We start from the raw sequence: 19,914 nt of genomic DNA, 5'->3' as shown, positions 1-19,914 counted from the left end.
TCTTTTTTGAATTTAGTAGTAAATTACGTTAAGTGATATGATTATAAAAATAAATATTTTAATAATTATTTATTGTTTTCTCCATCTTTAATTATGCTTATCAAACCCATCTCTCTCATATATACTTCAAAATCTTCCATACTCATCATATGTTCTATATATTCAATTATGCTTGTAAAACCCATCTCTCTCATATATACTTCAAAATCTTCCATACTCATCATATGTTCTGTATATTCAGTTATGCTTGTAAAACCCATCTTTCTCATATATACTTCAAACTCTGCCTCTTCATCTATAATAGCAAGTAAATAAGTTTTAAACTTGATAAGTAATTTATGGGGTGAAGGTGATTTAATTTCTGTTTGAAGTGTATCATTAATCTGATTAATTACATTAGAGGTTAAAAATTTCTTATTTCTTATCTCTTTAGGTAATTTATTTTGTAGTTTTGGTTCTAGTTCAATTTTTAGGTATTTTTTAAGATTAAAAACTAGTTCAAGTATTTCCACTAGGATAAGGAGAGACTGTGTAGGGAGTATATTTAAAAAATTATAGATTGTATTTAGTGATTTTTCTTTATTAAAAGATGCACTATTAAAATCTTTACTAGACTCAACATTTTTAAAGTTTTCAATTAATCCATCAATTAGCTTAGCCCATGATTTTATATCTAAGTCTACTATTGTTTGATTGGTATCAAGAAATAAATGTAGTGTTAGATTTTTTCCAGATAATTCAGAAGAATATTGAATAATAGAATTAGATATTATTTCCAAATTCCTTGGTTCTAATTCTTTAAAAAATGATTGCAGTAAATCTAGTTTATCACTTCTATTTATAGGATAACTGAGACTTTTTTGCAAATCGGTTAATCCTTCATAGATACGAAATTCATCGAACAGTTTGAAAGACGTTGGTATGTTACGTATATGTTTTATGTAAACTTCCTTTGTTGTTCTCGTTCTAACTTTATTTTGGAAATTTTTAGAACGTTGAATCCAGTTATATAACGTTTTTTCAGAATTCGGAGCATCTCCTTTAAAATATTCATCAAGAAATGCTTTATCCGTCAGATCTTTATTGTCTTCTCTCAGTATTCTGACTATAGTATAGAAAATATTGATGTTGCTAATAAATTTAGAAAATAATTCGTTGTTTTCTAAATTACGGTAGTTACTTTTTTTTTTCATCTTATTGACGAAGTGATTAAGCAAAATTCTATTACTTTCATCACTTCTATATAGTAAAAATTCATTAAAATTATTTTCTTGGGAAATCATGACCGATACTCCTTGTTTATTATTTTGATTATCATAACATAATCTGAATTGAATGCAATGTAAAATAAGAGAAGTATTTTTATATAAATAAATTTTTATTTTACTGAATCGCGTTCTTGTTTTGGGTTAAAATAAACTTTTAAAATACATTTAGCGTTTTACACAATCTATAGTAAAGAGGATGTGGTTAATATGAAGTAGAAGAACTATATAATTTCACTAATACGTGCTTCTATATAATAGAATGTTTTGATTATAACATAAGCTGAATTGAATGCAATGTAAAATAAGAGAAGTATTTTTATATAAATAAATTTTTATTTTACTGAATTACGTTTTTGTTTTGGGTTAAAATGAACTTGTAAAATACATTTAGTGTTTTCAAGATTTATAGAAAGGATGTGATTAATATGAAGTAGAAGAGGTATGTAATTTCGCTATTTTCACTACTATGTGATTCTCTACATATATTAGTAGAAATGTTAATGAATAGAGATAGAAAAGAGAACAATCATGAATTGTTTAACATTACAGACAGCAGGTTTACTACTTGGTGTCTCAGATAGTAAAGATTTTGAGACAGCTGTTGTAGTTGGTGCGACTTTCCAGATTGGGAGCCGGACAGCAAATGGAAGGTTTACAACACATTCAATTAAAGTTATGAATGTAAATGCTAGCGACTTTATAAAGTATTTAGATAGTGTAGTTACATTAACACTTTCAAATACTACAATTAGCTCGTATATTTCAGGGAATAGTGCTTCTTTATCAATTAAAGCAGACTCTGTAAAAGTCTCTCAAGCCAGCTGAGGTACTTAATATGTTTAAAAACAAGTATAGAGTAGCAATAGATTATTTCAAAAAACGTACAGAGTTAGAGAAGTTTTTACTAATTCTTGTGTCGTTAGCTTTATTGATTAGCTTTATTTATGCTTTACCAGCTATTTTGGATCTTTTATTAAAAATGGTTGTTTTACTGCTTATAGCGTTACCGTTTGCTGTGTGGGTTGGTTTGAATACAAAACGAGAAGAAGTTTACTATGATAATAGCAAACTCTCTCTGTGTTTCAAACAAATTGTAAGTAGATTGGATTCAGACTCTAAAAATCGTTATCTTTTTCAAAAATGGCAAGCAGTTCGAGCGAGCAAGAAAAAAACTGCAAAAATTATTGAAGTAGTGTGTGTGACAGATTCAAATGTAAAAGACTTCAACTCTAATGAAGTTGAAGCTCAAATAAATATTTATTTGTCAGAGTTTCTTGAAAATCATGCTATGACATCAACAAACGCTGAAAGCTTTTCGTGTCAATCAGTAGCAGTAGCCGAGTATAATAACGTGAACTATCTATTTATACGCTTTTTGCTTGCTGTTAATGGGAATGAAGCTAGTTCTTTCAAGAAAGAATTAGATGTATATAAAGCTAAACAAGAAAAAATAGTGCAGGTAGAGGATAGTGATTTCAGTAATTAATGCTGTACTAGATGCTGAGTTATTGAAGAGAGGAATTCACTTTCCTCTCCCAATAGATGTAAAAAAACCACATTTAGCAATTTTTGGTTCGAGTGGAAGCGGTAAGACATATGCAAGTCAGTTACTACTTGCAAAAGCAGTTTTGAGCTCTGCAAAATTAGTTGTCGCAGACTTCAAAGGAGATTTAGAGTTTTCATTTCTTGAGAATCAGGAGAATTTTTATAGATTTGAAAGAGTAGGATTGTTCTTTGATTTTGTATCTGATACTTTGCTGAAAAACAGGCAATCTGGACAAGATGAAAGTAGAAGTCTAATCATATGTTTTATTGATGAGATGAGTGCGTATTTTACGATGCTAGAAAAGAAGGAACGTGATACTAGGATTAGACAACTTTCAAGGATTTTGATGCTTGGTAGATCTTTTAATATTCATGTTTGGATTAGTCAGCAAAGACCAGATGCGGAATATTTTGGTAAGTCGAGAGAAAATATACATAATATTCTACTTCTTGGGTCATTCAGTAAAGAAGTATTAAATATGTTAATAAGCGATGAGAAAGATGTAGTAAATCGTAAACATTCTAGAGGTAGGGGATATCTCATTAGTTCTGGAGAAGCAACTAAAGAAATAGTTGTTCCGATTTATAATGTAGCTAAAGTTCAGAGCAAGATTTTAGAGGGTATGTATAAGAGTAGTGAGGCAGTTGACTCTGAGTAGCCCGTGGCGAAGCAGAATGTCTTACTGCCTCGCTCGGCTCTGCCGAGCAGTAGGGGGATATGTAATAACCCCCGTTCCATTGTCACCTAAATTCTTTGCTTTAGAAATCCCACTTTAGGGAAAGAACTTCTCTCTACTTTAAAAAGCTCTCAAATCAAGTCTTTTCGTACTTGATAAAACTTAGGGTGCTTATTCCTTGAAATAGTGGAATAATTAAAATATAGAAATTTCGCTACTCAAGTAATAGTTAACAAAAATAATCCACCGCCTTGTTAATTTTCACTTATTAGGCGAACTGAAAGAAGGAGATTATGTCTTATAAAAATGAAATTGAAGAGTATCTTCAAAAAAACAATAACCGCAAGCCAGTCATCATGACTAGTATCGATGAAGCTACGTTTGTCATCAAACCGACAGAAGATACTGTAGGAGAATATCCAGATAATTGGCATCAAATTGCTTTATCTCTATCTGAAACAGTAGCAGAAAAGCTATCCCTCCCAGTTCTATTTGGAGATTATATTCCACTGAAAACCTCACCAGCAGGCTATACTGACGGCTTTACCTTTCAGAATCTCCCTTATTACTTTGCGATTGCTTGGCATCAAACTAATTTTACTATGGGAATTATCCTGAAATTTTCTGCATCGGCTTTGTCTCACTATAAAGCCTCCTATCAAGACTATTATAGTGAAGCAATTGACGTTCACAATATAGCACAACTGCTGTACGCTGACTATTATGACTTGCGCCTCTCTCGTATTGACCTTGCTGTTGATTACTTTAATTATCCAATGTCTGTCAGTGAGCTTTACCAAAGTATGAAAGGTAAGCGATATATCATTACCAATCACAAGGGACGTAAAAATGTTTCTAACATTAGCGCTCAAGAAGTAAATGGTCAGGCGCAAACGATATATATTGGTAGCAAGAAAAAGAATGTAAATGCTCTGTTGCGGATCTATAACAAGTATCAGGAACAATTAGACAATCAAGGTCGCTATATGCACTTAACTAAGTATTGCAATTCTTGGGTCCGTATGGAAGCTTCTTACAAAGGAACTTATAGCAATCAAATACTAGCCTTACTTCTTGATATTGATAGCCCTCAAGATTTGAGCAAGCTCATTGTTAATAAAATGATTGACAAGTATTGTTTTCATGACACCAAGACTGGTCAACTGTTGCCATTCACTAGTGATTTACTTAAAGGATTTGGTAGCTTCCCAGAGCTTGAATCCTTAAACTCTCGAAATAATGATTTATTAGCAACCATTTCTTATTTGTTAAAAGGTAGCGGATTTTATCCACTTCTAAAGAAAATTGAGGAAATTTGGGGTACGCAAGCCCGTAATCACTTTATCATTAGGCTAATTCAAGAGTATGAGTGGAACTACCTACCAAACCAAGATGTTGAGCTATGGATTAACAAATTTGGTTCAGAGCTCTCTCAATTAAATTATAAAGAGTATTTTGAAGATAGTTTTAATTTATTCTATCAAAAAAACAATATTACTCCGAAACGACCTAAAAATAAAGAGTAATATTGCGTGAAAAATAGTATAGGGATGATTTTCACCATCTCTATACTATTGTCTCATAAAAAAGGAGAATTTTCTATGACTGAGATAAATAAAATTACTGTTGATTTAATCAATATAGAGATACAATTGCCAGAAGATAAAATTATCGTTGATAGAAAAGAATATGATAATTTACAACATAACTCTTCTCAAGGTAGGTATATGACCTTATCTGATGTTCTACAACTTTTATCAGTTTCAAGACCGTGGTTACTTGATAATGTATTGTATAACCCAAAAATCCGTAGAGAAATTGATGTTGAATTAAATCCAAATGGGTTTGTTAAATATCCTGAGAACCAAGGTGGACGCTATTTCTTTTTGGCGAGTAAAACAAAACAATGGTTTGAAGAAAACTTTAGAGAAATTATGATATAATAGCCTTGGCAAAAACCTTGGTTATCTAATGAAAGAGGTAACTATTGGCAACTTTTAGACAACGTACAAAAGGTGGTACATGGGATTATAGAATTGTAGATAGTGACAAAAAACTTGTTGCATCAAAAGGTGGTTTCCGAACGAAGAAGGAAGCAGAAAAAGAAGCTTTAGCTATCGAATTGAAGTTGATGTCAGGTGCAAAAATTAATTCGCAAGCTAGTTTATATGAGTTATGGGAAGAGTGGTTTGATGTTGTTGTAAGACCACTTGGAAAAAGTGAATCAACGCTTTTTAAGCATATGAAGAGAGGGGACTTGATAAAGGAACTTTTTCAAGATAGATCGGCAACTTCTATTCGTTTTAGTCAATATCAACGAGCTTTAAATTCGTATGCTGAGAGGGTTACAAAAGATACTGTAGCACGACTAAACTCAGAAATCCGAAAAGTCATTCAGTTTGCTCAACGTGACCAATTAGATATAGTTGATTTTACTGATGGTGCGATTATTTCAGGGATGAAGAAAAGCAAGACAACAGACGAAAAATATATTGATAATATTGAAGACTATTATAAGATTTTAGTTCATTTAAAAAGTCATCTTAATTACAGTAAATCTGTGATTCCTTATCTTTTGTTTGTTTCCTTTAAAACAGGGATGCGTTTCGGAGAGATTTTAGGTTTAACTTGGGATTGCGTTGATTTTGAAAATCAAGTAATTCACACTTATAGGCGCTACTATAATTATAAATGGAGACCACCCAAAACGGATACATCTGTTCGAGATGTACCTATAGATGAAGAAACATCTGAGGTTTTGAAATTATTAAAGAAAGAACAAAAGATTGTCTATAAAAATCAAGGGATTAAGGAAAAAGAAAATTTCCTCTTCTATGATACTGTGTATGGAGTTCCTAGTAACAATGCTGTAAATCAAAGTTTACAAACGATACTAAAAAAACTAGAAATTTTTCCATATAATTTAACTGCTACGGGTATAAGGCATACTTATGCTAGCATGTTGCTTGCAAAGGGAATTGATATCTGGGTGGTTGCTCATGTAATGGGTCATAAAAATATAAAACAGGTAACAGAAACATATGGTCATCTTTTAAAAGAGAAGAAAGAAAAAGAACATCAGATTATTCGAAACCTTTTAAGTGAGTATCCGTTGGTAGAACAAAAGTAGAACAGATACGAAAAAAAGCCTTTAGAATAAGGCTTTTAGGCACTAAATTATGCCCCCTACAGGTATTTTAGAATGTATATTGCTTAGATATTCCTTATTTTATTAGCTTTTTAAGGTATTAAAGTAGTTATATAAGTTTATGAAGGGTATCCTGCACGGCAAGGGCACGGCTGATTTTGAGTTCGAAACTGAGGAGTTTATAACTCAAAATTTCGATTAAATCAGCATTTAACGATAGTATGTTTGTCATAAAATGATAAATTTTTAGATTGTGGAATTTTTTTCAACTTAATTCTTGATTTTTTTTCTAAATTGTTATATACTTAATTTACGGGATAATATAATCCCGTCAGAAAGGGGTGATAATATGGGAAAAGAGAATGTTAGAATGCGTTTAGCGTCTGAATCCAGGCAGATATTAGATAAGCTTAAAGATGATGTTTACAATAAATTAGGCTATGAAGTAAGCTATTCCAGTATTGTTAGTCAGGCTGTTAGAGAATACGTTCCTAAAAAAGAACGTATAGATTGGATAAAATTAAAAGAGACAGCTATACCGTTTTCATCGTTAAAACAGAGCAATAATTGGGAGTACCAGACATCACTTATGTTAGAGGAAGATGTATTAATCTTACTGTCTGAACTACAAAATTTTTTCTTAGATGTCTTCCAAGCGAAACGCATACATAGAGCATTTTGTATACGTCTATGTTTGAGGGCACAATTTTTATTAAGTAATAATGATTCTTAATACTATCAATATTAATGCGGAGTGTAATGCTCCGCTAAAATAAAACCTACTAGGGGATAAAAACACTACTTTATTTAGAATGGAAATAAGAACGTATTTTTTACTAATATTGTTTAGAAAGGAGTTTCTTTATGACACCAGAAGAACAAACTGCTTTGGAATACTTTTATGAGGAACTCGAGAGTTACGGTGAAGATGAGCAAGGAGAGGTCTTTGATTTGTATGATAATTAAATCATCTCCATAGTTTCTGAGAATAATTGAGAAACTATACTCTAAATCATAGGTTTATGTAAAGCTAGATATACACAAAAGGAGGTACGAATGAAGATGAAAGCTAGAGCTTCACCGTTGAATTGATTTTGTTTCTAGAAAAAATCAATAATTAGAAAAAATAAGAGGTAAGAAATGAATAGAAATGTACTAGAGTTTCTGAAAACAGAGACAGCTGAGAAAATTAGCCTTTTCATCAGGAAAATAAATGGATTAGAAGGAAATGTGACATTACTTTCTATTAACTCTCAAGATTTGGAAGATATTAAAAATGCTATGCTTTCCAATTCTAATCTCGGATTAAAAATTGCGAGACTGGATGTGATGAAGAAAATAGCATATGCTTCTAATCGTACTCATTATAAAGATGGAACGACTATCATGGATGACATCTCATCTGGTAAAATACATCGTCGCCCTAAAAGCTATATCTAATAAGGAAGGTTAATCCCTCTTCCTTATTAGATATTTAAAAAAAGGAGAAAAATATGCTTAAGAATTTTTGTCAAAATGCCTTTATTAGTTTATATTTCATAGTGTCTCTGCTAGGAGGATTTTCAGCTCAGGTTGACCTAAAATCCTTCTCTCCTTATCAATCTATGAAGATAGCCTTGTTATTAGGAGTTACTTTAATTTTATTGCAACTTCCAATAATGTTTGCTAAATTATTAGAAGCTTTAAAAACCAAGAAAGGTGAAACTCATGAATGACATCGTAAAAATGAGATTAGCCTTTTGTATCACTATAATATTGATGGCATGCTCTGTTTTTGTGTTTACTCCTGTTGGAGAAGGCATGTCCCTACTTTGCTCAATTTTTGCTACCCCGTTTTTATTTATTTTTGTTTTCTATTTTTTTAAAATAAAATTAAGAATTTTACTTATTATTATCAAGGATTTCATAAAAAAATTTAGATAGGTATAAGATGTTTAAAATTAAACAAACGGCTTCTTTGTCTGAGCACTACTTTTTAAATACATCTAAATTGAGAAGTATTCGCTGGTTTACTATAGGATTTTTGAGCATATTGTCCCTTTCTAGTAGTATTCTTTTTAAGGGATGGTTTCTCCAAATGATTACATTATCTGTTGGATTGATTATAACTTCGTACATTGAAAGAAAAATCAAGGGATGGGCTCAGCAGATTGAACCGCTGTTAATTGTCAGAGAAAACCTTCTATTTATGCTTCGCAGAAATTCCTTTCTTTTTACAGCAACAAAAGATGGCGCTATTCTTCGTTCAGCTAAATTTAATTACCAATTGAATGATGTTTCAATTGTAATCTATGCATTTAAGTCTGGGGATGAATTCACGAAAGAGATGGACAATTTAGACGTTCTCCTAAGTAGTGCTCTAGGAATAAGCCTATCGTCAAAAGAAATTTATGCGACTCATGTTGAATATGTTTTTGTATATAGACAGCCTGAACGTTTACATGTTACCTCCCTCCCTCTTGAAGATGATAGCCTGAAAATTAAAATCTATGATGATTTTGTTATCGATTTGAGAAAAAACTTTTCCATGCTTATATCGGGTGCCTCCGGTAGTGGTAAATCTTTTTTTACATATTATTACTTGACTCGTTTCATATCTCAGACCGTAAATGGGAAACATGCAAAAATATATGTGATTGACCCAAAGCTGTCTGACCTTTATAAGCTTTGTCAGCGTTCTAAGATGCCGATAGCCCATTATGGAACGAGTAATGAGGATGCCTTTAGAATTCTGCGTCACTATATCAAGGAGCTAGATAGACGTATGCTAATCTATAATCAAAGTGATTTGTTCGATGGTATTGGCATAGACTTAGGTTTCCCTCCTTTACTTTTGGTAATGGAGGAGTATTCATCGTTAGTGGCTTCGATGGATAGTAAAGCTAAAAAAGATTTTGAAAATATGGTTGCTATCGTTGCTCAAAAAGCAAGGTCTTTATCTATGGGGGTCTGCATTGTTATGCAACAACCCCGTTCCGATAGTCTTTCTACCAATATTAGAGAACAGCTTGTCAATGCTATATTTCTTGGAGCCCCAACTCGCGAATCTAGCCAGATGATGTTTGGCACAACAGATGTACCCAAAGTTAAGAAGGATAAAGGAGTTGGGCTTTATTCTACAGATAGAGAGCCTCCTAAGGAATTCCATTCCCCGATGTTTGATAGAGATGTATTTGAGACAATTTTTTCAGTTTGGGAATGTACTGCTAAAAATTATATGAAGGATGAAGATGTATGAGAATTTTAAGCGTTTTGAAGATGAATAAAATTCTTTTATTCGTCTTCGAAATGCCATCATGCAGGCGGCGGATGACAAGGCCGCTCGGACGTAACGTCCGAATAAATGTATTTATGTCCAATACTGATTGACGTTAAAAGCTGTATATTACTTTAAATAAGGAAGGATTTTTTAACTATGAAAGAAATTGTTGTTGTTCTGGCCATTTCTACGAAGAAAGACCGAGGCTGGATCAGAGTCTCCACAGCCAATAATTGTTGGAGTGACCTAGGTATGCATTTCGATAAATCCAAATTTGGAGCTGTTTTCTCTGCTCCAGGACTTTATGAGGTTGAAGTGATTAATAATTCTTCATTTGGACAGAATGCCCAATATGAGGCGATTCAGTGCCGAAAGCTTGGGACCTTTGCAGAATTGATTGAAATGGCAAAAATTAAATAATTTATATTTAGGGTAAGGCTGGACCTGCCAGCTTTGCTGGCAAGTGGAGCGTGGTCAGTGGAACGGCAGTCTTGCCCTAAAATTTAAGTATATAGAATGTTTTGTTTTTTGAAGGAGAAATTTCATGAATAAAGAAGTTTTAAATCGGGCCCCTTCTAACAGCCCGATAACGATACATCAAATGTCTAATAAGAGTTACTCTAAATTTCAAGAGGAAGTATCTCTGAAGTATGGGTTTATCGGTCTGAAATTGGATAAGCTAAGTTTGACCGCTGAAGTTAGTGAGGAATTTCATTCTGAGATTCTTAGTGGGAACTTTACCTTATATGATTATTTCGGTGTAGTTGAGCCGAATTTAAATAGAAATGGTGAACTAGCTAGTTATAAAGGGCAATTCTTTAATGATGAAAAAGAGAATTGGTATATCGAGTATACCCCCGTTGCGTCGATTAAGATGAACAAAAGACCTTTAAAGATTGAATTTACTCCTTCAAAAGTTTCAAAAAAGAATTTTTTAATTGTCTTTCATAGAATGTTTCCGTACATGTTTAACATCGCAATCTCTACTTTTCATTTAGCCTATGATTTTGAGCGAGATTTATCTGCTTTACGTGTAAATTGGCCAAAAGTAATGTATCGTCCTATTTATAAGGGGATGAAACTTGAGACTATGGATTTTGGTGCTCCTAAAGGTAATTATCATCTAACTGCTTATAATAAACTTAAAGAACGTATGGATAGTGGAGATATGGCAGAAATAGAAATTTATCAGCAATATGATAATCTATGGAGGATTGAGTATAAATTCTACAATGAAGGCAACATAAAAAAAGAATTAAAAAATGGATTACCATTCTTAGCTAAAATTCCAGTGTATATTGAAAATTTCAAAGGCTTAGAATTTAATAATTTAGGAGTTAATGAGAAGATTTATCTTTTCGCTCTTCGTAATAAACCTGAATTATTTGCAGAATCTGATAAACGAACGGTAGCTAAGTATAAAAAACTTGCCGAAAGTATCTCTGAAGTTAATTTGAATGTCTTTTTTCAAAATGCTTTAGATTTTGTTGAAATCTTTAATCAAGAGCCTTGTCTGATAAATTTTTTTGAGTTTATGAATTCTATGTTACAAGGCGATATTCCAAAGTTAACAATAAACCAAGAATAATAAGAGGGGAACAGTATGAAAGATACGATTTCTAATAAGGATTTGATTTCCATGGGCTATAGACCATCAACAGCAAATGCTATTATCCATCAGGCGAGAGAATTACTTGTATCACGAGGCTATACATTTTATAATCGCAAACGTTTGATGGTTGTTCCAAAAAGTGTTGTGAGAGAGTTGTTGGGAATGGAATTGTAAATGGCTTATATCGAGTATAAACAGCGCGGGAAGAAAAGGCTTTGGTCGTTCTCTATACGTGAGAGGAGCAAGAGCCTACTCCATAAAAGCGGATTTAAAACAAAACGAGAAGCTAAAATAGAAGCTGAGAAGGTGCTTCATAAGATAAACACAGGAAGTGTCTTGCGCTTTGATATGACCTTACCAGAACTGTACCAAGAATGGCTTGATTTAAAAATTTTTCCTAGCAATAGAAGTGAAGTCACAAAAAAGAAATATCTTATGAGAAAGAATGTTATTAAAAGGCTATTTGGAAATAAACCTGTATCACAAATTAAGCCTAGTGAATACCAAAGAATTATGAATAAGTATGGGCAAACAGTTAGTAGAAATTTTCTGGGTAGATTGAATTCTGGAATTCGTGCGAGTATACAGATGGCTATTGCTGATAAAGTGGTAATAGAAGATTTTACTGCTTATGTAGATTTATTTTCATCTAAGAGTGGACAAAAGATTGACGAGAAATATTTACATACAGAATCGGATTATCAAAAAGTATTAGTGTATTTAAAAAATAAGTTTGATTATCAGAAATCTATTGTACCGTATGTAATTTATTTCCTTTTTAAAACTGGCATGCGTTTCTCTGAATTGATTGCTCTGACTTGGAATGAGGTTGACGAGGTTGGAGAGCAATTAAAAACTTATCGTCGTTATAATACCGCTATTCATAAGTTTACTCCACCTAAAAACAATACTTCAATAAGATTAGTTCCCATTACTTCAGATATGCTTTCTTTATTGAAAACATTGAAAATATTACAACTAAAAACAAACAAAGAATTAAATATTGACAATAAAAATAATTTGATTTTTCAGCATTTTGGCTATGCTTACGATGTTCCAGATATTGCAACAGTCAATAAAGCTATAAAAGTAATGTTGAAGGAATTGCAAATTTCTCCATTGATTACTACCAAAGGAGCTAGACACACTTATGGTAGTTATTTATGGCATAATAATATTGATTTGGGAGTTATTGCGAAAATTTTAGGACACAAAGATATCTCTATGCTGGTTGAAGTTTATGGTCACACATTGGAGGAAAAAATTAGTGAGGAATTTATGGCTGTGAAAAGTTTATTGTAAAAACACGGCAAATTGCACGACAATTTTTAAAAGGAAAGCAAAAAAAGCCCTATATTATAAGACTTTTCCTGTTGTATTTAGATGCCCCCTACAGGGATCGAACCTGTGACCCACGGATTAAGAGTCCGCTGCTCTGCCAGCTGAGCTAAGGAGGCAAATAAAAAAGCTGTATTGGTGCCGAAACTTCACGGTTTGTATTGAACCCGCGCAATTAAGCAGGTGGGCAACTCGCTCTAACTGAAGCTGTTTCCGTGTGAGACGGCCTACATGCTGTTAGAAGACTTTTGTTTCCCTAATAATACAAAAAATAGTCGGTCAACACTTAAGTGTGAAGTCGTACACCACAGCGTTTCTATGTTTATATGATACCACTTTTTCAAAAAAAATCAAGAGGAAAGTGCAATTTTTTGAAAAGGATTTCAGATTTTTCGCAAACGGTCGATAGCTTCCTTTCTTTGAGCCAAAGCCCGTTCATATTTACCAGTATCTTCTGCTTGGAAATAGTGATGATTGCGAATTTTTTCTGGCAGATAGTCTTGCTTGACCCAATTTCCAGGATAGTTGTGTGGATAGAGATAGTCTTGGGCATTCCCCAGTTCCTTGCTTCCACTGTAGTGCCCATCACGCAGGTGTCGCGGAATGGGCAAATGACCTGATGTTTTGAGGTCGGCAAGTGCCTTATCCATAGCTAGATAGGCTGAGTTGGATTTTGGAGAAAGGGCCAAATCAATGACGACATTGGCAATGAGAATGCGGGCTTCTGGGAAACCAATCCTTTGTGCAGCATCCAGAGCAGTCACGGTATGAATCTGGGCTTCAGGGTTGGCCAAACCGATATCTTCATAGGCGATAACGGTCAAGCGACGAGCGAGACTTGGCAAATCACCAGCCTCAATCAAGCGGGCAGCATAGTGAAGACTGGCATCAACATCTGAGCCACGGATAGACTTTTGCAGGGCAGATAGAACGTCATAGTGACCATCTCCATCCTTGTCCATGGTAATATAGCTCCGTTGCAGGCTATTTTCCATGATGTCTAGAGTGATATGGCGGATGCCCTTGTCATTCTCAGGGGTAGAGAGAACTGCCAAATCCAGTGAGTTAAAGGCAGAGCGCAGGTCTCCGTTTGTAGAGGTGGCAATGAAGTCCAGCGCATCCTCATCTAGTTCTACTGGAAAATCAAAACCACGTTCAGGGTTATTTAGAGCTATCTGTAGGGCCTCTTTGACGTCTTGGTTAGACAGAGGTTCCAACTCAAAAATTTGAACACGACTACGAATGGCAGGAGTGACAGAAAAGAAAGGATTTTCAGTCGTAGCGCCAATCATGATGACTAGTCCACTTTCCAAGAGTGGCAGGAGGAAGTCTTGTTTGGTCTTATCCAGTCGATGAATCTCGTCTAGTAATAGGACGAGACCACCAGAGAATTTAGCCTCTTCCGCAATTTCTTGCAGTCGCTTTTTACTATCAACTGTCGCATTGAAAGTTCGAAAGGCATACTTAGTAGTCCCAGCGATGGCTGAGGCAATACTGGTCTTGCCGATTCCCGGAGGTCCATATAGAATCATGGAGGACAGGCGGTTGGCTTCCACCATGCGGCGGATGATTTTTCCTTGTCCGACCAGATGTTCCTGACCGATGACCTGGTCGATGGTTTTAGGGCGCATGCGAAGCGCGAGATTGTCTGGCATAGCAGTCCTTTCTAACGTGGATTTTAGTGTCATATTTTTTGAGCAGTATAACTCACCAAATGTATCTTACTATGTCCATTCTAGCCTATTAGTTGTGATATTTCAATGTTTTTGTAATATTCAGGATGTGAGATAGAATCTTTTTGACTATTTAATTTAATGAGGAGAGGTATCAGCATGAGAGATTTGATTTTCCTTAAAACTCAAAATATGATAGTTGAGTCTAAAGAAGTGGAATTGCTGACTTGAGAAATAATATTGCTAAATGTTATTGCATGAACTATAATGAAAAGAGAGGTGATAAGCAATGGAAAGAATGGAATTACCAAGTCAGGAAATTTTGATTTTTACAAAACAAATTCGTCATTGGATTCTTAGTGATCAAGTTATCTCAGGAAAAAGACAATTTTTCTTCCGTGAAGATACTCCAAAAGAGATTTTAGATTTGTACGAAAACATTAAACCTAAACTTGATTTTGCTTACCAAGAAGTTCATTTTAATCATAATGGGTCGAAAAAATATGAAAAATAGAATAATTGATGTTTTTAAAGTAGTAAATCGTCTCCTTGTAATAATTGTTGAAAATCCTGATTTGAAAGACTTGAGAGTTAATCAGTTTGTAAAAATTGGAGATAAAAAGTATAGGGTACGCAGTGTTCCTATGATTCATTCAACTCCGCCTCAGTCTGTCTTAAATCGAGATACTTTAACAATTGACTATACAGATGATGAATTGCTTGATAAAGAAGCAGTATTTACTACTCATTAGAAAAATAGGTATGAATAAATTGGCTTCCCTTAGAACCACATCTAGGGGCTTTTATGTATAAGAGAATAATACGTATCCCTTCTTTACAATACGTGTAGCACGTGCTATAATAGTGTTGTCAGGAGGTAAAAGCGCTATGCCTATGACACAAAAAGAGATGGTCAAACTCCTTACGGCCCATGGTTGGATAAAAACCAAAGGTGGTAAAGGCTCCCATATTAAAATGGAGAAGCAAGGGGAAAGACCTATCACAATCCCTCATGGTGAGCTAAATAAGTACACTGAAAGAGGGATAAGAAAGCAAGCTGGGTTGTAAAATTCAGCCCCTGCTTTTTGATATGGAGGTAGTGAGATGTTAGTTACGTATCCAGCTTTATTTTATTATGACGATACAGACGGAGCAAAAGCGACTTATTTTGTCCATTTCCCGGATTTTGAATACTCAGCTACACAAGGAGAGGGGATTTCTGAGGCTTTGGCTATGGGTTCGGAGTGGTTAGGCATAACTGTTGCAGATTTGATAGAGAGTGATGGAGATTTGCCCCAGCCGTCAGATATCAATAGCTTGTCTTTAATTGATAACGATCCATTTAAAGATGATGAAGATTTCGTGTCAACCTATAACCTTGATAAATCTTTTATTTCTATGGTGTCTGTTGATGTATCAGAATACCTAGGAAGTCAGGAACCAATTAAAAAGACCTTGACCATACCAAGATGGGCAGATAAGTTGGGACGAGAAATGGGACTTAACTTTTCTCAGACTTTGACAGACGCTATTGCAGATAAGAAAATACAAGCATAAGATTAAGTGTGGTATCGTGGGAATGGTCAATAAAAAAGCACATCTAATTGTGCTAGTTACTTGTCCATTGATTTTATAGATTTCTTAGCCCTTTCGAGGGCTTTTTTGTGTTGAGTTTTTAGAAAAAATAAGGAAATCAACCGTTTAAGAAAATCACTGATACCAAGGGTTTAAATGAGGTAATATGGTATAATTAGGACATAAAATAATTTTGTGGTAATATGGTAGTATCTATTTTAGCATATTTCCGAGCAATCGGGGCGATTTAAGAGTCGCATAGAAAGAGGACAAAATGGCAACATACGGATTTTTAGATGTTTTAGAGGAAGAGTTGGAGAAGAACTTTCCTTTTGACTTTGAGATTAGTTGGGACAAGCGTAACCACGCGGTTGAAGTGAGTTTTCTATTGGAAGCGCAAAATGCTGCAGGTGTGGAGATGGTGGATGAAGATGGAGAGGTTTCATCAGATGACATTCTCTTTGAAGAAGCAGTGCTTTTTTACAATCCTGCCAAATCAACAGTCAATGAGGAAGACTATTTGACTGTCATCCCTTACCTACCTAAAAAAGGATTTTCTCGCGAATTTTTAGCTTATTTTGCGCTATTCCTTAAAGATACTGCCGAGGTTGGACTAGATGCCCTCATGGACTTTTTGGAAGACCCAGAAGCAGAAGAATTCGTCATGGAATGGAATCAAGAAGTCTTTGAAGAAGGAAAAGTTGGATTGGAAGAGGGAGAGTTTTATCCTTATCCGAGATACTAGGAGTTGGTTGGAGATTTTATGAAGAAAATTGGGATTTATTTGGTTTATGTGCTAGCTGTTGTCTTTATTATGCTGGCTTGTGCTTGTGGAACAATCGCATTTGCAGAGTTGGGGTATTCCGCAGTTTTAGCCTTTACTTTTGGTTATGCCTTCGCTCTTCTAAGCATGTATTTAATCTTTATTCTTCATGAGCTGGGTCATGCTTTTTGTGGTTACTTGACAGGCTATCGGCTGGTGGCTTTTGGATTAGGACATTTTATTTTGACCAAAAAGTCAGGCAGGTTTCATCTTAGTAGAACAGCCATTCTGAAAAATGTTGGTGCTCAATACATTGGTTTAAAAGAGGATGAAAGTGATCAAAGAATCATCCTGATGCTTTCAGGAGGCTTGATGGTTCATATCAGCTTGATATTATTGGCGATAGTGTTTGGATTTTTGACAAGAAGCTGGTATTTTGCAGGGACTTGGATTTTTCTTAATTTGTCTTTCTTCCTAAATAACATTTTGCCAGTCGGCATCACCGATGGCGCAAAAATTTGGGAATTACTACAACACCCTGAAAATACGAAATACGCCTACCTGATGTTGAGGCATTCTGCCCAGACCTTGCTAGCTCCTCAAGAATATGATTTAAAAGACTTTATCATGTCTGTTGATGAGGATGTGAGAGGGAGTTTTGCAGAAAGTGTTCGGACTCTTCAGGGATTGGTATTCATATTGGATGATAATATAGAGCTTGCAAAGCAACAGTTTCAGTCTGTGCTAGAGAAAACAGATAATCCAATGTCTAAAACTATTTCTCAATTATACCTTCTTCAAGTTGCTCTGATGGAAGGAGATAATAAGAAAGCGGAAGAATATGCAAGTATTCGAGGGGTCAAATCCTTTTTATCTCTAAAAACAGCAGATATGCAGGTCATTCAAGCTTGGTATCAATTTAAGGTAAAGAAAGATGTGGTTCAAACTCACAAGGCTATGAAGATTGCTGGACAGAAAATGAATAGCAGCCGGATGTTACGGGATGAGAAAATCTATTATCAAAACTGGTTAGCCGATCTGGAAAAGGAATTAACCGAAGGAGTCTAATATGGAAATAGAAATTTCTGATTTCACAGGCTGTAAGATTGCTTTGTTTTGTGGGGATAAGCTTCTGACTATCTTACGCGATGATAAGGCAAGCATTCCCTGGCCCAATATGTGGGAACTGCCCGGTGGGGGACGAGAGGAGGATGAAAGTCCTTTTGAGTGCGTGGCGCGTGAAGTTTATGAAGAACTTGGTGTTTATCTGACTGAGGATTGTCTGCTTTGGAGTAGGGTTTATCCAAGTATGCTTTTTGCGGATAAACAATCTGTATTTCTAGTCGGCAAGTTAACGCAAGAACAGTTTGACCAGATTGTATTTGGAGATGAAGGACAGGGCTATCAGTTAATGAATGTCGAGGAATTTCTTACTTCCAGTCAAGTTGTACCTCAGTTGCAGGGTAGATTGAGGGATTATTTGGAGGAAAGTTTATGATAAGACTTGAACGAGCAGGAGCAGAGGATTTGGAGACCATCATTGCGATTCAAAGAGCTAGCTTTAAGGCTGTCTATGAAAAATATCAAGATGAGTATGATCCTTATCTGGAGGACAGTGAACGAATCAAGTGGAAATTGGTTGAGCGTCCCAATAGCTATTACTACTTTTTGAAAGAAAAGGGAGAAAATATCGGATTTTTACGAGTTCAGACCAATGAAGAGTTGACGGAGGCTTGGCTGGGAACGGCAGCGATTTTGCCCCAGTATCAAGGAAAAGGTTATGGTTCTGAAGGATTGAAATTGCTGGAAAAGGAATTTCCAATGATTAAACAGTGGGATTTGTGTACGGTATTACAGGATGAAGGTATGGTTGCTTTCTATGAGAAGAACGGCTACCATCAAACCCATATTGAACCTGAAAAAGAAGGTATGGATATGGTTTACATGAAAAAATGCATAGAGAAATAGAAAGGATAGTTCAGTTACATTTCTAAACTGAACCCGCCCTAAACACTGTGCTAAAAAGATAAACTTCTCTTAGACACAAGCGTCTTCAGAGAATTTCCTATTTTGGCTTTGTGTTCTACGGGCTTGGTATCTTAAATATGGAAACATGGCAAGAGTTAAAAGTTACAGTCAAGCGTGAGGGAGAGGAATTGGTTTCAAATATCTTGATCGAGCTGGGAGCGCAAGGCGTTGCGATTGAAGACAGCATGGACTATGTGGGAAATGTTGACCGCTTCGGCGAGATTTTCCCAGAGGTCGAGCAGCAAGAAGAAATTGTGGTGACCGCCTACTATCCTGATACGGTTGATGTGGCAGTGGTTGAGGCGGACTTACAGGCTCGCTTAGCAGAATTGACAGATTTTATGGATTTGGGTGAGGTCAAGATGGGAACGACTGCCTTGGCTGAGGAAGACTGGGCAGACAACTGGAAGAAATACTATGAACCAGCTCGAATTACTCATGACTTGACCATCGTGCCGTCGTGGACGGACTACGAGGCGACTGCTGGGGAAAAGATTATCAAGCTGGATCCTGGCATGGCTTTTGGAACTGGGACGCATCCAACTACTAAGATGAGTCTCTTTGCCTTGGAGCAGGTTCTTCGTGGTGGCGAAACGGTGCTAGATGTGGGGACTGGTTCAGGAGTTCTTTCTATTGCTAGCTCGCTTCTGGGTGCCAAAGAAATTTTTGCCTACGACCTAGATGATGTGGCAGTTCGGGTTGCTCAGGAAAATATTGAGCTAAACTCTGGCATGGAAAATATCCATGTAGCAGCAGGAGATTTGCTTAAGGGAGTTGAGATTGAGGCAGATGTGATTGTAGCTAATATCTTGGCGGATATCCTCATTCATCTGACGGATGATGCTTATCGTTTGATCAAGGATGAAGGCTACCTCATCATGAGTGGGATTATCAAGGACAAGTGGGACATGGTGCGCGAGTCGGCTGAGTCAGCTGGATTTTTCCTTGAAACTCACATGGTTCAAGGGGAATGGAATGCCTGTGTCTTTAAGAAAACCAAGGATATTTCCGGTGTGATTGGAGGCTAG

Annotated in this window: 25 protein-coding genes and 1 tRNA gene; 23 read left to right on the top strand and 3 right to left on the bottom strand. The window is 35.3% G+C overall.

Going from position 1 to position 19,914, the window contains the following annotated elements; genetic code table 11:
* Positions 1 to 65: 65 nt before the first annotated feature.
* Positions 66 to 1,283 carry a hypothetical protein gene (locus HT728_RS00525; protein ID WP_173233196.1) on the bottom strand — a complete coding sequence of 406 codons (1,218 nt, stop codon included), beginning with the start codon at positions 1,281 to 1,283 and terminating at the stop codon, positions 66 to 68.
* Between the two features lie 513 nt (positions 1,284 to 1,796).
* Here HT728_RS00525 and HT728_RS00520 point away from each other — a divergent pair.
* From HT728_RS00520 to HT728_RS00455, 14 genes are all read left to right on the top strand, one after another.
* Positions 1,797 to 2,093, top strand: a complete 297-nt coding sequence (locus HT728_RS00520; RefSeq protein ID WP_060628694.1) for a hypothetical protein — start codon at positions 1,797 to 1,799, stop codon at positions 2,091 to 2,093.
* Positions 2,094 to 2,103: 10 nt separating this feature from the next.
* Positions 2,104 to 2,754, top strand: coding sequence for a hypothetical protein (locus tag HT728_RS00515; RefSeq protein ID WP_060628693.1), 651 nt, complete (start codon positions 2,104 to 2,106; stop codon positions 2,752 to 2,754).
* Positions 2,738 to 3,472, top strand: coding sequence for a DUF87 domain-containing protein (locus HT728_RS00510; protein ID WP_173233194.1), 735 nt, complete (start codon positions 2,738 to 2,740; stop codon positions 3,470 to 3,472). Before HT728_RS00515 ends, HT728_RS00510 begins: the two co-directional genes overlap by 17 nt.
* Positions 3,473 to 3,783: 311 nt before the next feature.
* Complete coding sequence (locus HT728_RS00505; protein ID WP_060628691.1) at positions 3,784 to 5,016, top strand: replication initiation factor domain-containing protein; 1,233 nt, start codon at positions 3,784 to 3,786, stop codon at positions 5,014 to 5,016.
* A 75-nt stretch (positions 5,017 to 5,091) separates the two neighbouring features.
* Complete coding sequence (locus HT728_RS00500; protein ID WP_060628690.1) at positions 5,092 to 5,433, top strand: DUF771 domain-containing protein; 342 nt, start codon at positions 5,092 to 5,094, stop codon at positions 5,431 to 5,433.
* 44 nt (positions 5,434 to 5,477) lie between these two features.
* Positions 5,478 to 6,620, top strand: coding sequence for a site-specific integrase (locus HT728_RS00495; protein ID WP_060628689.1), 1,143 nt, complete (start codon positions 5,478 to 5,480; stop codon positions 6,618 to 6,620).
* Between the two features lie 367 nt (positions 6,621 to 6,987).
* Positions 6,988 to 7,371, top strand: coding sequence for a hypothetical protein (locus tag HT728_RS00490; protein ID WP_226958615.1), 384 nt, complete (start codon positions 6,988 to 6,990; stop codon positions 7,369 to 7,371).
* Positions 7,372 to 7,778: 407 nt separating this feature from the next.
* Positions 7,779 to 8,078 (top strand): hypothetical protein, encoded by a 300-nt coding sequence (locus HT728_RS00485; RefSeq protein ID WP_001081472.1) that lies wholly within the window; start codon positions 7,779 to 7,781, stop codon positions 8,076 to 8,078.
* A 53-nt stretch (positions 8,079 to 8,131) separates the two neighbouring features.
* Positions 8,132 to 8,353, top strand: coding sequence for a hypothetical protein (locus HT728_RS00480; protein WP_000916559.1), 222 nt, complete (start codon positions 8,132 to 8,134; stop codon positions 8,351 to 8,353).
* Between the two features lie 215 nt (positions 8,354 to 8,568).
* A complete protein-coding gene (locus HT728_RS00475; protein ID WP_000472768.1) occupies positions 8,569 to 9,876 on the top strand; it encodes an FtsK/SpoIIIE domain-containing protein in 1,308 nt (435 codons plus the stop codon).
* A 177-nt stretch (positions 9,877 to 10,053) separates the two neighbouring features.
* Positions 10,054 to 10,317, top strand: a complete 264-nt coding sequence (locus HT728_RS00470; protein WP_000659471.1) for a hypothetical protein — start codon at positions 10,054 to 10,056, stop codon at positions 10,315 to 10,317.
* A gap of 124 nt (positions 10,318 to 10,441) precedes the next feature.
* A complete protein-coding gene (locus tag HT728_RS00465) occupies positions 10,442 to 11,485 on the top strand; it encodes a hypothetical protein (RefSeq protein WP_001031659.1) in 1,044 nt (347 codons plus the stop codon).
* Between the two features lie 15 nt (positions 11,486 to 11,500).
* The gene (locus tag HT728_RS00460) at positions 11,501 to 11,683 is read left to right on the top strand and encodes a DUF3173 domain-containing protein (RefSeq protein WP_000655517.1); all 183 of its coding nucleotides are present in this window, start codon (positions 11,501 to 11,503) and stop codon (positions 11,681 to 11,683) included.
* Positions 11,684 to 12,811, top strand: coding sequence for a tyrosine-type recombinase/integrase (locus HT728_RS00455; RefSeq protein WP_000323398.1), 1,128 nt, complete (start codon positions 11,684 to 11,686; stop codon positions 12,809 to 12,811).
* An 82-nt stretch (positions 12,812 to 12,893) separates the two neighbouring features.
* On the opposite strand, the gene HT728_RS00450 is transcribed toward HT728_RS00455, so the two are convergent.
* Both HT728_RS00450 and HT728_RS00445 read right to left on the bottom strand, forming a co-directional pair.
* Positions 12,894 to 12,966 (bottom strand) — tRNA-Lys (locus tag HT728_RS00450).
* Positions 12,967 to 13,230: 264 nt separating this feature from the next.
* Positions 13,231 to 14,502, bottom strand: a complete 1,272-nt coding sequence (locus tag HT728_RS00445; protein ID WP_164226089.1) for a replication-associated recombination protein A — start codon at positions 14,500 to 14,502, stop codon at positions 13,231 to 13,233.
* Positions 14,503 to 14,809: 307 nt separating this feature from the next.
* On the opposite strand from HT728_RS00445, the gene HT728_RS00440 reads away from it, so the two are divergent.
* The 9 genes from HT728_RS00440 to prmA all read left to right on the top strand — a co-directional run bounded on the left by HT728_RS00440 (position 14,810) and on the right by prmA (position 19,914).
* The gene (locus HT728_RS00440) at positions 14,810 to 15,034 is read left to right on the top strand and encodes a hypothetical protein (protein WP_225904797.1); all 225 of its coding nucleotides are present in this window, start codon (positions 14,810 to 14,812) and stop codon (positions 15,032 to 15,034) included.
* The gene (locus tag HT728_RS00435; RefSeq protein ID WP_173219539.1) at positions 15,024 to 15,272 is read left to right on the top strand and encodes a hypothetical protein; all 249 of its coding nucleotides are present in this window, start codon (positions 15,024 to 15,026) and stop codon (positions 15,270 to 15,272) included. Before HT728_RS00440 ends, HT728_RS00435 begins: the two co-directional genes overlap by 11 nt.
* A gap of 136 nt (positions 15,273 to 15,408) precedes the next feature.
* The gene (locus HT728_RS00430) at positions 15,409 to 15,588 is read left to right on the top strand and encodes a type II toxin-antitoxin system HicA family toxin (RefSeq protein ID WP_001132279.1); all 180 of its coding nucleotides are present in this window, start codon (positions 15,409 to 15,411) and stop codon (positions 15,586 to 15,588) included.
* 36 nt (positions 15,589 to 15,624) lie between these two features.
* A complete protein-coding gene (locus HT728_RS00425) occupies positions 15,625 to 16,077 on the top strand; it encodes a type II toxin-antitoxin system HicB family antitoxin (RefSeq protein WP_173219580.1) in 453 nt (150 codons plus the stop codon).
* Positions 16,078 to 16,369: 292 nt separating this feature from the next.
* Positions 16,370 to 16,840 (top strand): DUF3013 family protein, encoded by a 471-nt coding sequence (locus tag HT728_RS00420; RefSeq protein WP_000257122.1) that lies wholly within the window; start codon positions 16,370 to 16,372, stop codon positions 16,838 to 16,840.
* An 18-nt stretch (positions 16,841 to 16,858) separates the two neighbouring features.
* Complete coding sequence (locus tag HT728_RS00415; RefSeq protein WP_173233192.1) at positions 16,859 to 17,926, top strand: M50 family metallopeptidase; 1,068 nt, start codon at positions 16,859 to 16,861, stop codon at positions 17,924 to 17,926.
* Between the two features lies 1 nt (position 17,927).
* Positions 17,928 to 18,356 (top strand): NUDIX hydrolase, encoded by a 429-nt coding sequence (locus tag HT728_RS00410; protein ID WP_173233190.1) that lies wholly within the window; start codon positions 17,928 to 17,930, stop codon positions 18,354 to 18,356.
* Positions 18,353 to 18,826, top strand: a complete 474-nt coding sequence (locus tag HT728_RS00405) for a GNAT family N-acetyltransferase (protein ID WP_173233188.1) — start codon at positions 18,353 to 18,355, stop codon at positions 18,824 to 18,826. Before HT728_RS00410 ends, HT728_RS00405 begins: the two co-directional genes overlap by 4 nt.
* Before the next feature lie 137 nt (positions 18,827 to 18,963).
* Positions 18,964 to 19,914: a 50S ribosomal protein L11 methyltransferase gene (gene prmA / locus HT728_RS00400; protein ID WP_173233186.1), complete on the top strand. Its 951-nt coding sequence runs from the start codon at positions 18,964 to 18,966 to the stop codon at positions 19,912 to 19,914.

Source organism: Streptococcus sp. 544, from assembly GCF_013277385.1.
Taxonomy (GTDB): Bacteria; Bacillota; Bacilli; order Lactobacillales; family Streptococcaceae; genus Streptococcus; species Streptococcus mitis_BA.
This window is presented reverse-complemented; position numbering and strand designations above follow the sequence as displayed.

What these genes read in the sequence shown, in the direction of transcription:
- HT728_RS00485 (WP_001081472.1), top strand. Translation starts at nt 7,779, where the DNA reads ATGAATAGAAATGTACTAGAGTTTCTGAAAACAGAGACAGCTGAGAAA.
- HT728_RS00460 (WP_000655517.1), top strand. Translation starts at nt 11,501, where the DNA reads ATGAAAGATACGATTTCTAATAAGGATTTGATTTCCATGGGCTATAGA.
- HT728_RS00515 (WP_060628693.1), top strand. Translation starts at nt 2,104, where the DNA reads ATGTTTAAAAACAAGTATAGAGTAGCAATAGATTATTTCAAAAAACGT.
- HT728_RS00525 (WP_173233196.1), bottom strand. Translation starts at nt 1,283, where the DNA reads ATGATTTCCCAAGAAAATAATTTTAATGAATTTTTACTATATAGAAGT.
- HT728_RS00475 (WP_000472768.1), top strand. Translation starts at nt 8,569, where the DNA reads ATGTTTAAAATTAAACAAACGGCTTCTTTGTCTGAGCACTACTTTTTA.
- HT728_RS00465 (WP_001031659.1), top strand. Translation starts at nt 10,442, where the DNA reads ATGAATAAAGAAGTTTTAAATCGGGCCCCTTCTAACAGCCCGATAACG.
- HT728_RS00425 (WP_173219580.1), top strand. Translation starts at nt 15,625, where the DNA reads ATGTTAGTTACGTATCCAGCTTTATTTTATTATGACGATACAGACGGA.
- HT728_RS00415 (WP_173233192.1), top strand. Translation starts at nt 16,859, where the DNA reads ATGAAGAAAATTGGGATTTATTTGGTTTATGTGCTAGCTGTTGTCTTT.
- HT728_RS00435 (WP_173219539.1), top strand. Translation starts at nt 15,024, where the DNA reads ATGAAAAATAGAATAATTGATGTTTTTAAAGTAGTAAATCGTCTCCTT.
- HT728_RS00430 (WP_001132279.1), top strand. Translation starts at nt 15,409, where the DNA reads ATGCCTATGACACAAAAAGAGATGGTCAAACTCCTTACGGCCCATGGT.
- HT728_RS00505 (WP_060628691.1), top strand. Translation starts at nt 3,784, where the DNA reads ATGTCTTATAAAAATGAAATTGAAGAGTATCTTCAAAAAAACAATAAC.
- HT728_RS00440 (WP_225904797.1), top strand. Translation starts at nt 14,810, where the DNA reads ATGGAAAGAATGGAATTACCAAGTCAGGAAATTTTGATTTTTACAAAA.
- HT728_RS00455 (WP_000323398.1), top strand. Translation starts at nt 11,684, where the DNA reads ATGGCTTATATCGAGTATAAACAGCGCGGGAAGAAAAGGCTTTGGTCG.
- HT728_RS00520 (WP_060628694.1), top strand. Translation starts at nt 1,797, where the DNA reads ATGAATTGTTTAACATTACAGACAGCAGGTTTACTACTTGGTGTCTCA.
- HT728_RS00480 (WP_000916559.1), top strand. Translation starts at nt 8,132, where the DNA reads ATGCTTAAGAATTTTTGTCAAAATGCCTTTATTAGTTTATATTTCATA.
- HT728_RS00470 (WP_000659471.1), top strand. Translation starts at nt 10,054, where the DNA reads ATGAAAGAAATTGTTGTTGTTCTGGCCATTTCTACGAAGAAAGACCGA.
- HT728_RS00500 (WP_060628690.1), top strand. Translation starts at nt 5,092, where the DNA reads ATGACTGAGATAAATAAAATTACTGTTGATTTAATCAATATAGAGATA.
- prmA (WP_173233186.1), top strand. Translation starts at nt 18,964, where the DNA reads ATGGAAACATGGCAAGAGTTAAAAGTTACAGTCAAGCGTGAGGGAGAG.
- HT728_RS00405 (WP_173233188.1), top strand. Translation starts at nt 18,353, where the DNA reads ATGATAAGACTTGAACGAGCAGGAGCAGAGGATTTGGAGACCATCATT.
- HT728_RS00445 (WP_164226089.1), bottom strand. Translation starts at nt 14,502, where the DNA reads ATGCCAGACAATCTCGCGCTTCGCATGCGCCCTAAAACCATCGACCAG.
- HT728_RS00410 (WP_173233190.1), top strand. Translation starts at nt 17,928, where the DNA reads ATGGAAATAGAAATTTCTGATTTCACAGGCTGTAAGATTGCTTTGTTT.
- HT728_RS00420 (WP_000257122.1), top strand. Translation starts at nt 16,370, where the DNA reads ATGGCAACATACGGATTTTTAGATGTTTTAGAGGAAGAGTTGGAGAAG.
- HT728_RS00490 (WP_226958615.1), top strand. Translation starts at nt 6,988, where the DNA reads ATGGGAAAAGAGAATGTTAGAATGCGTTTAGCGTCTGAATCCAGGCAG.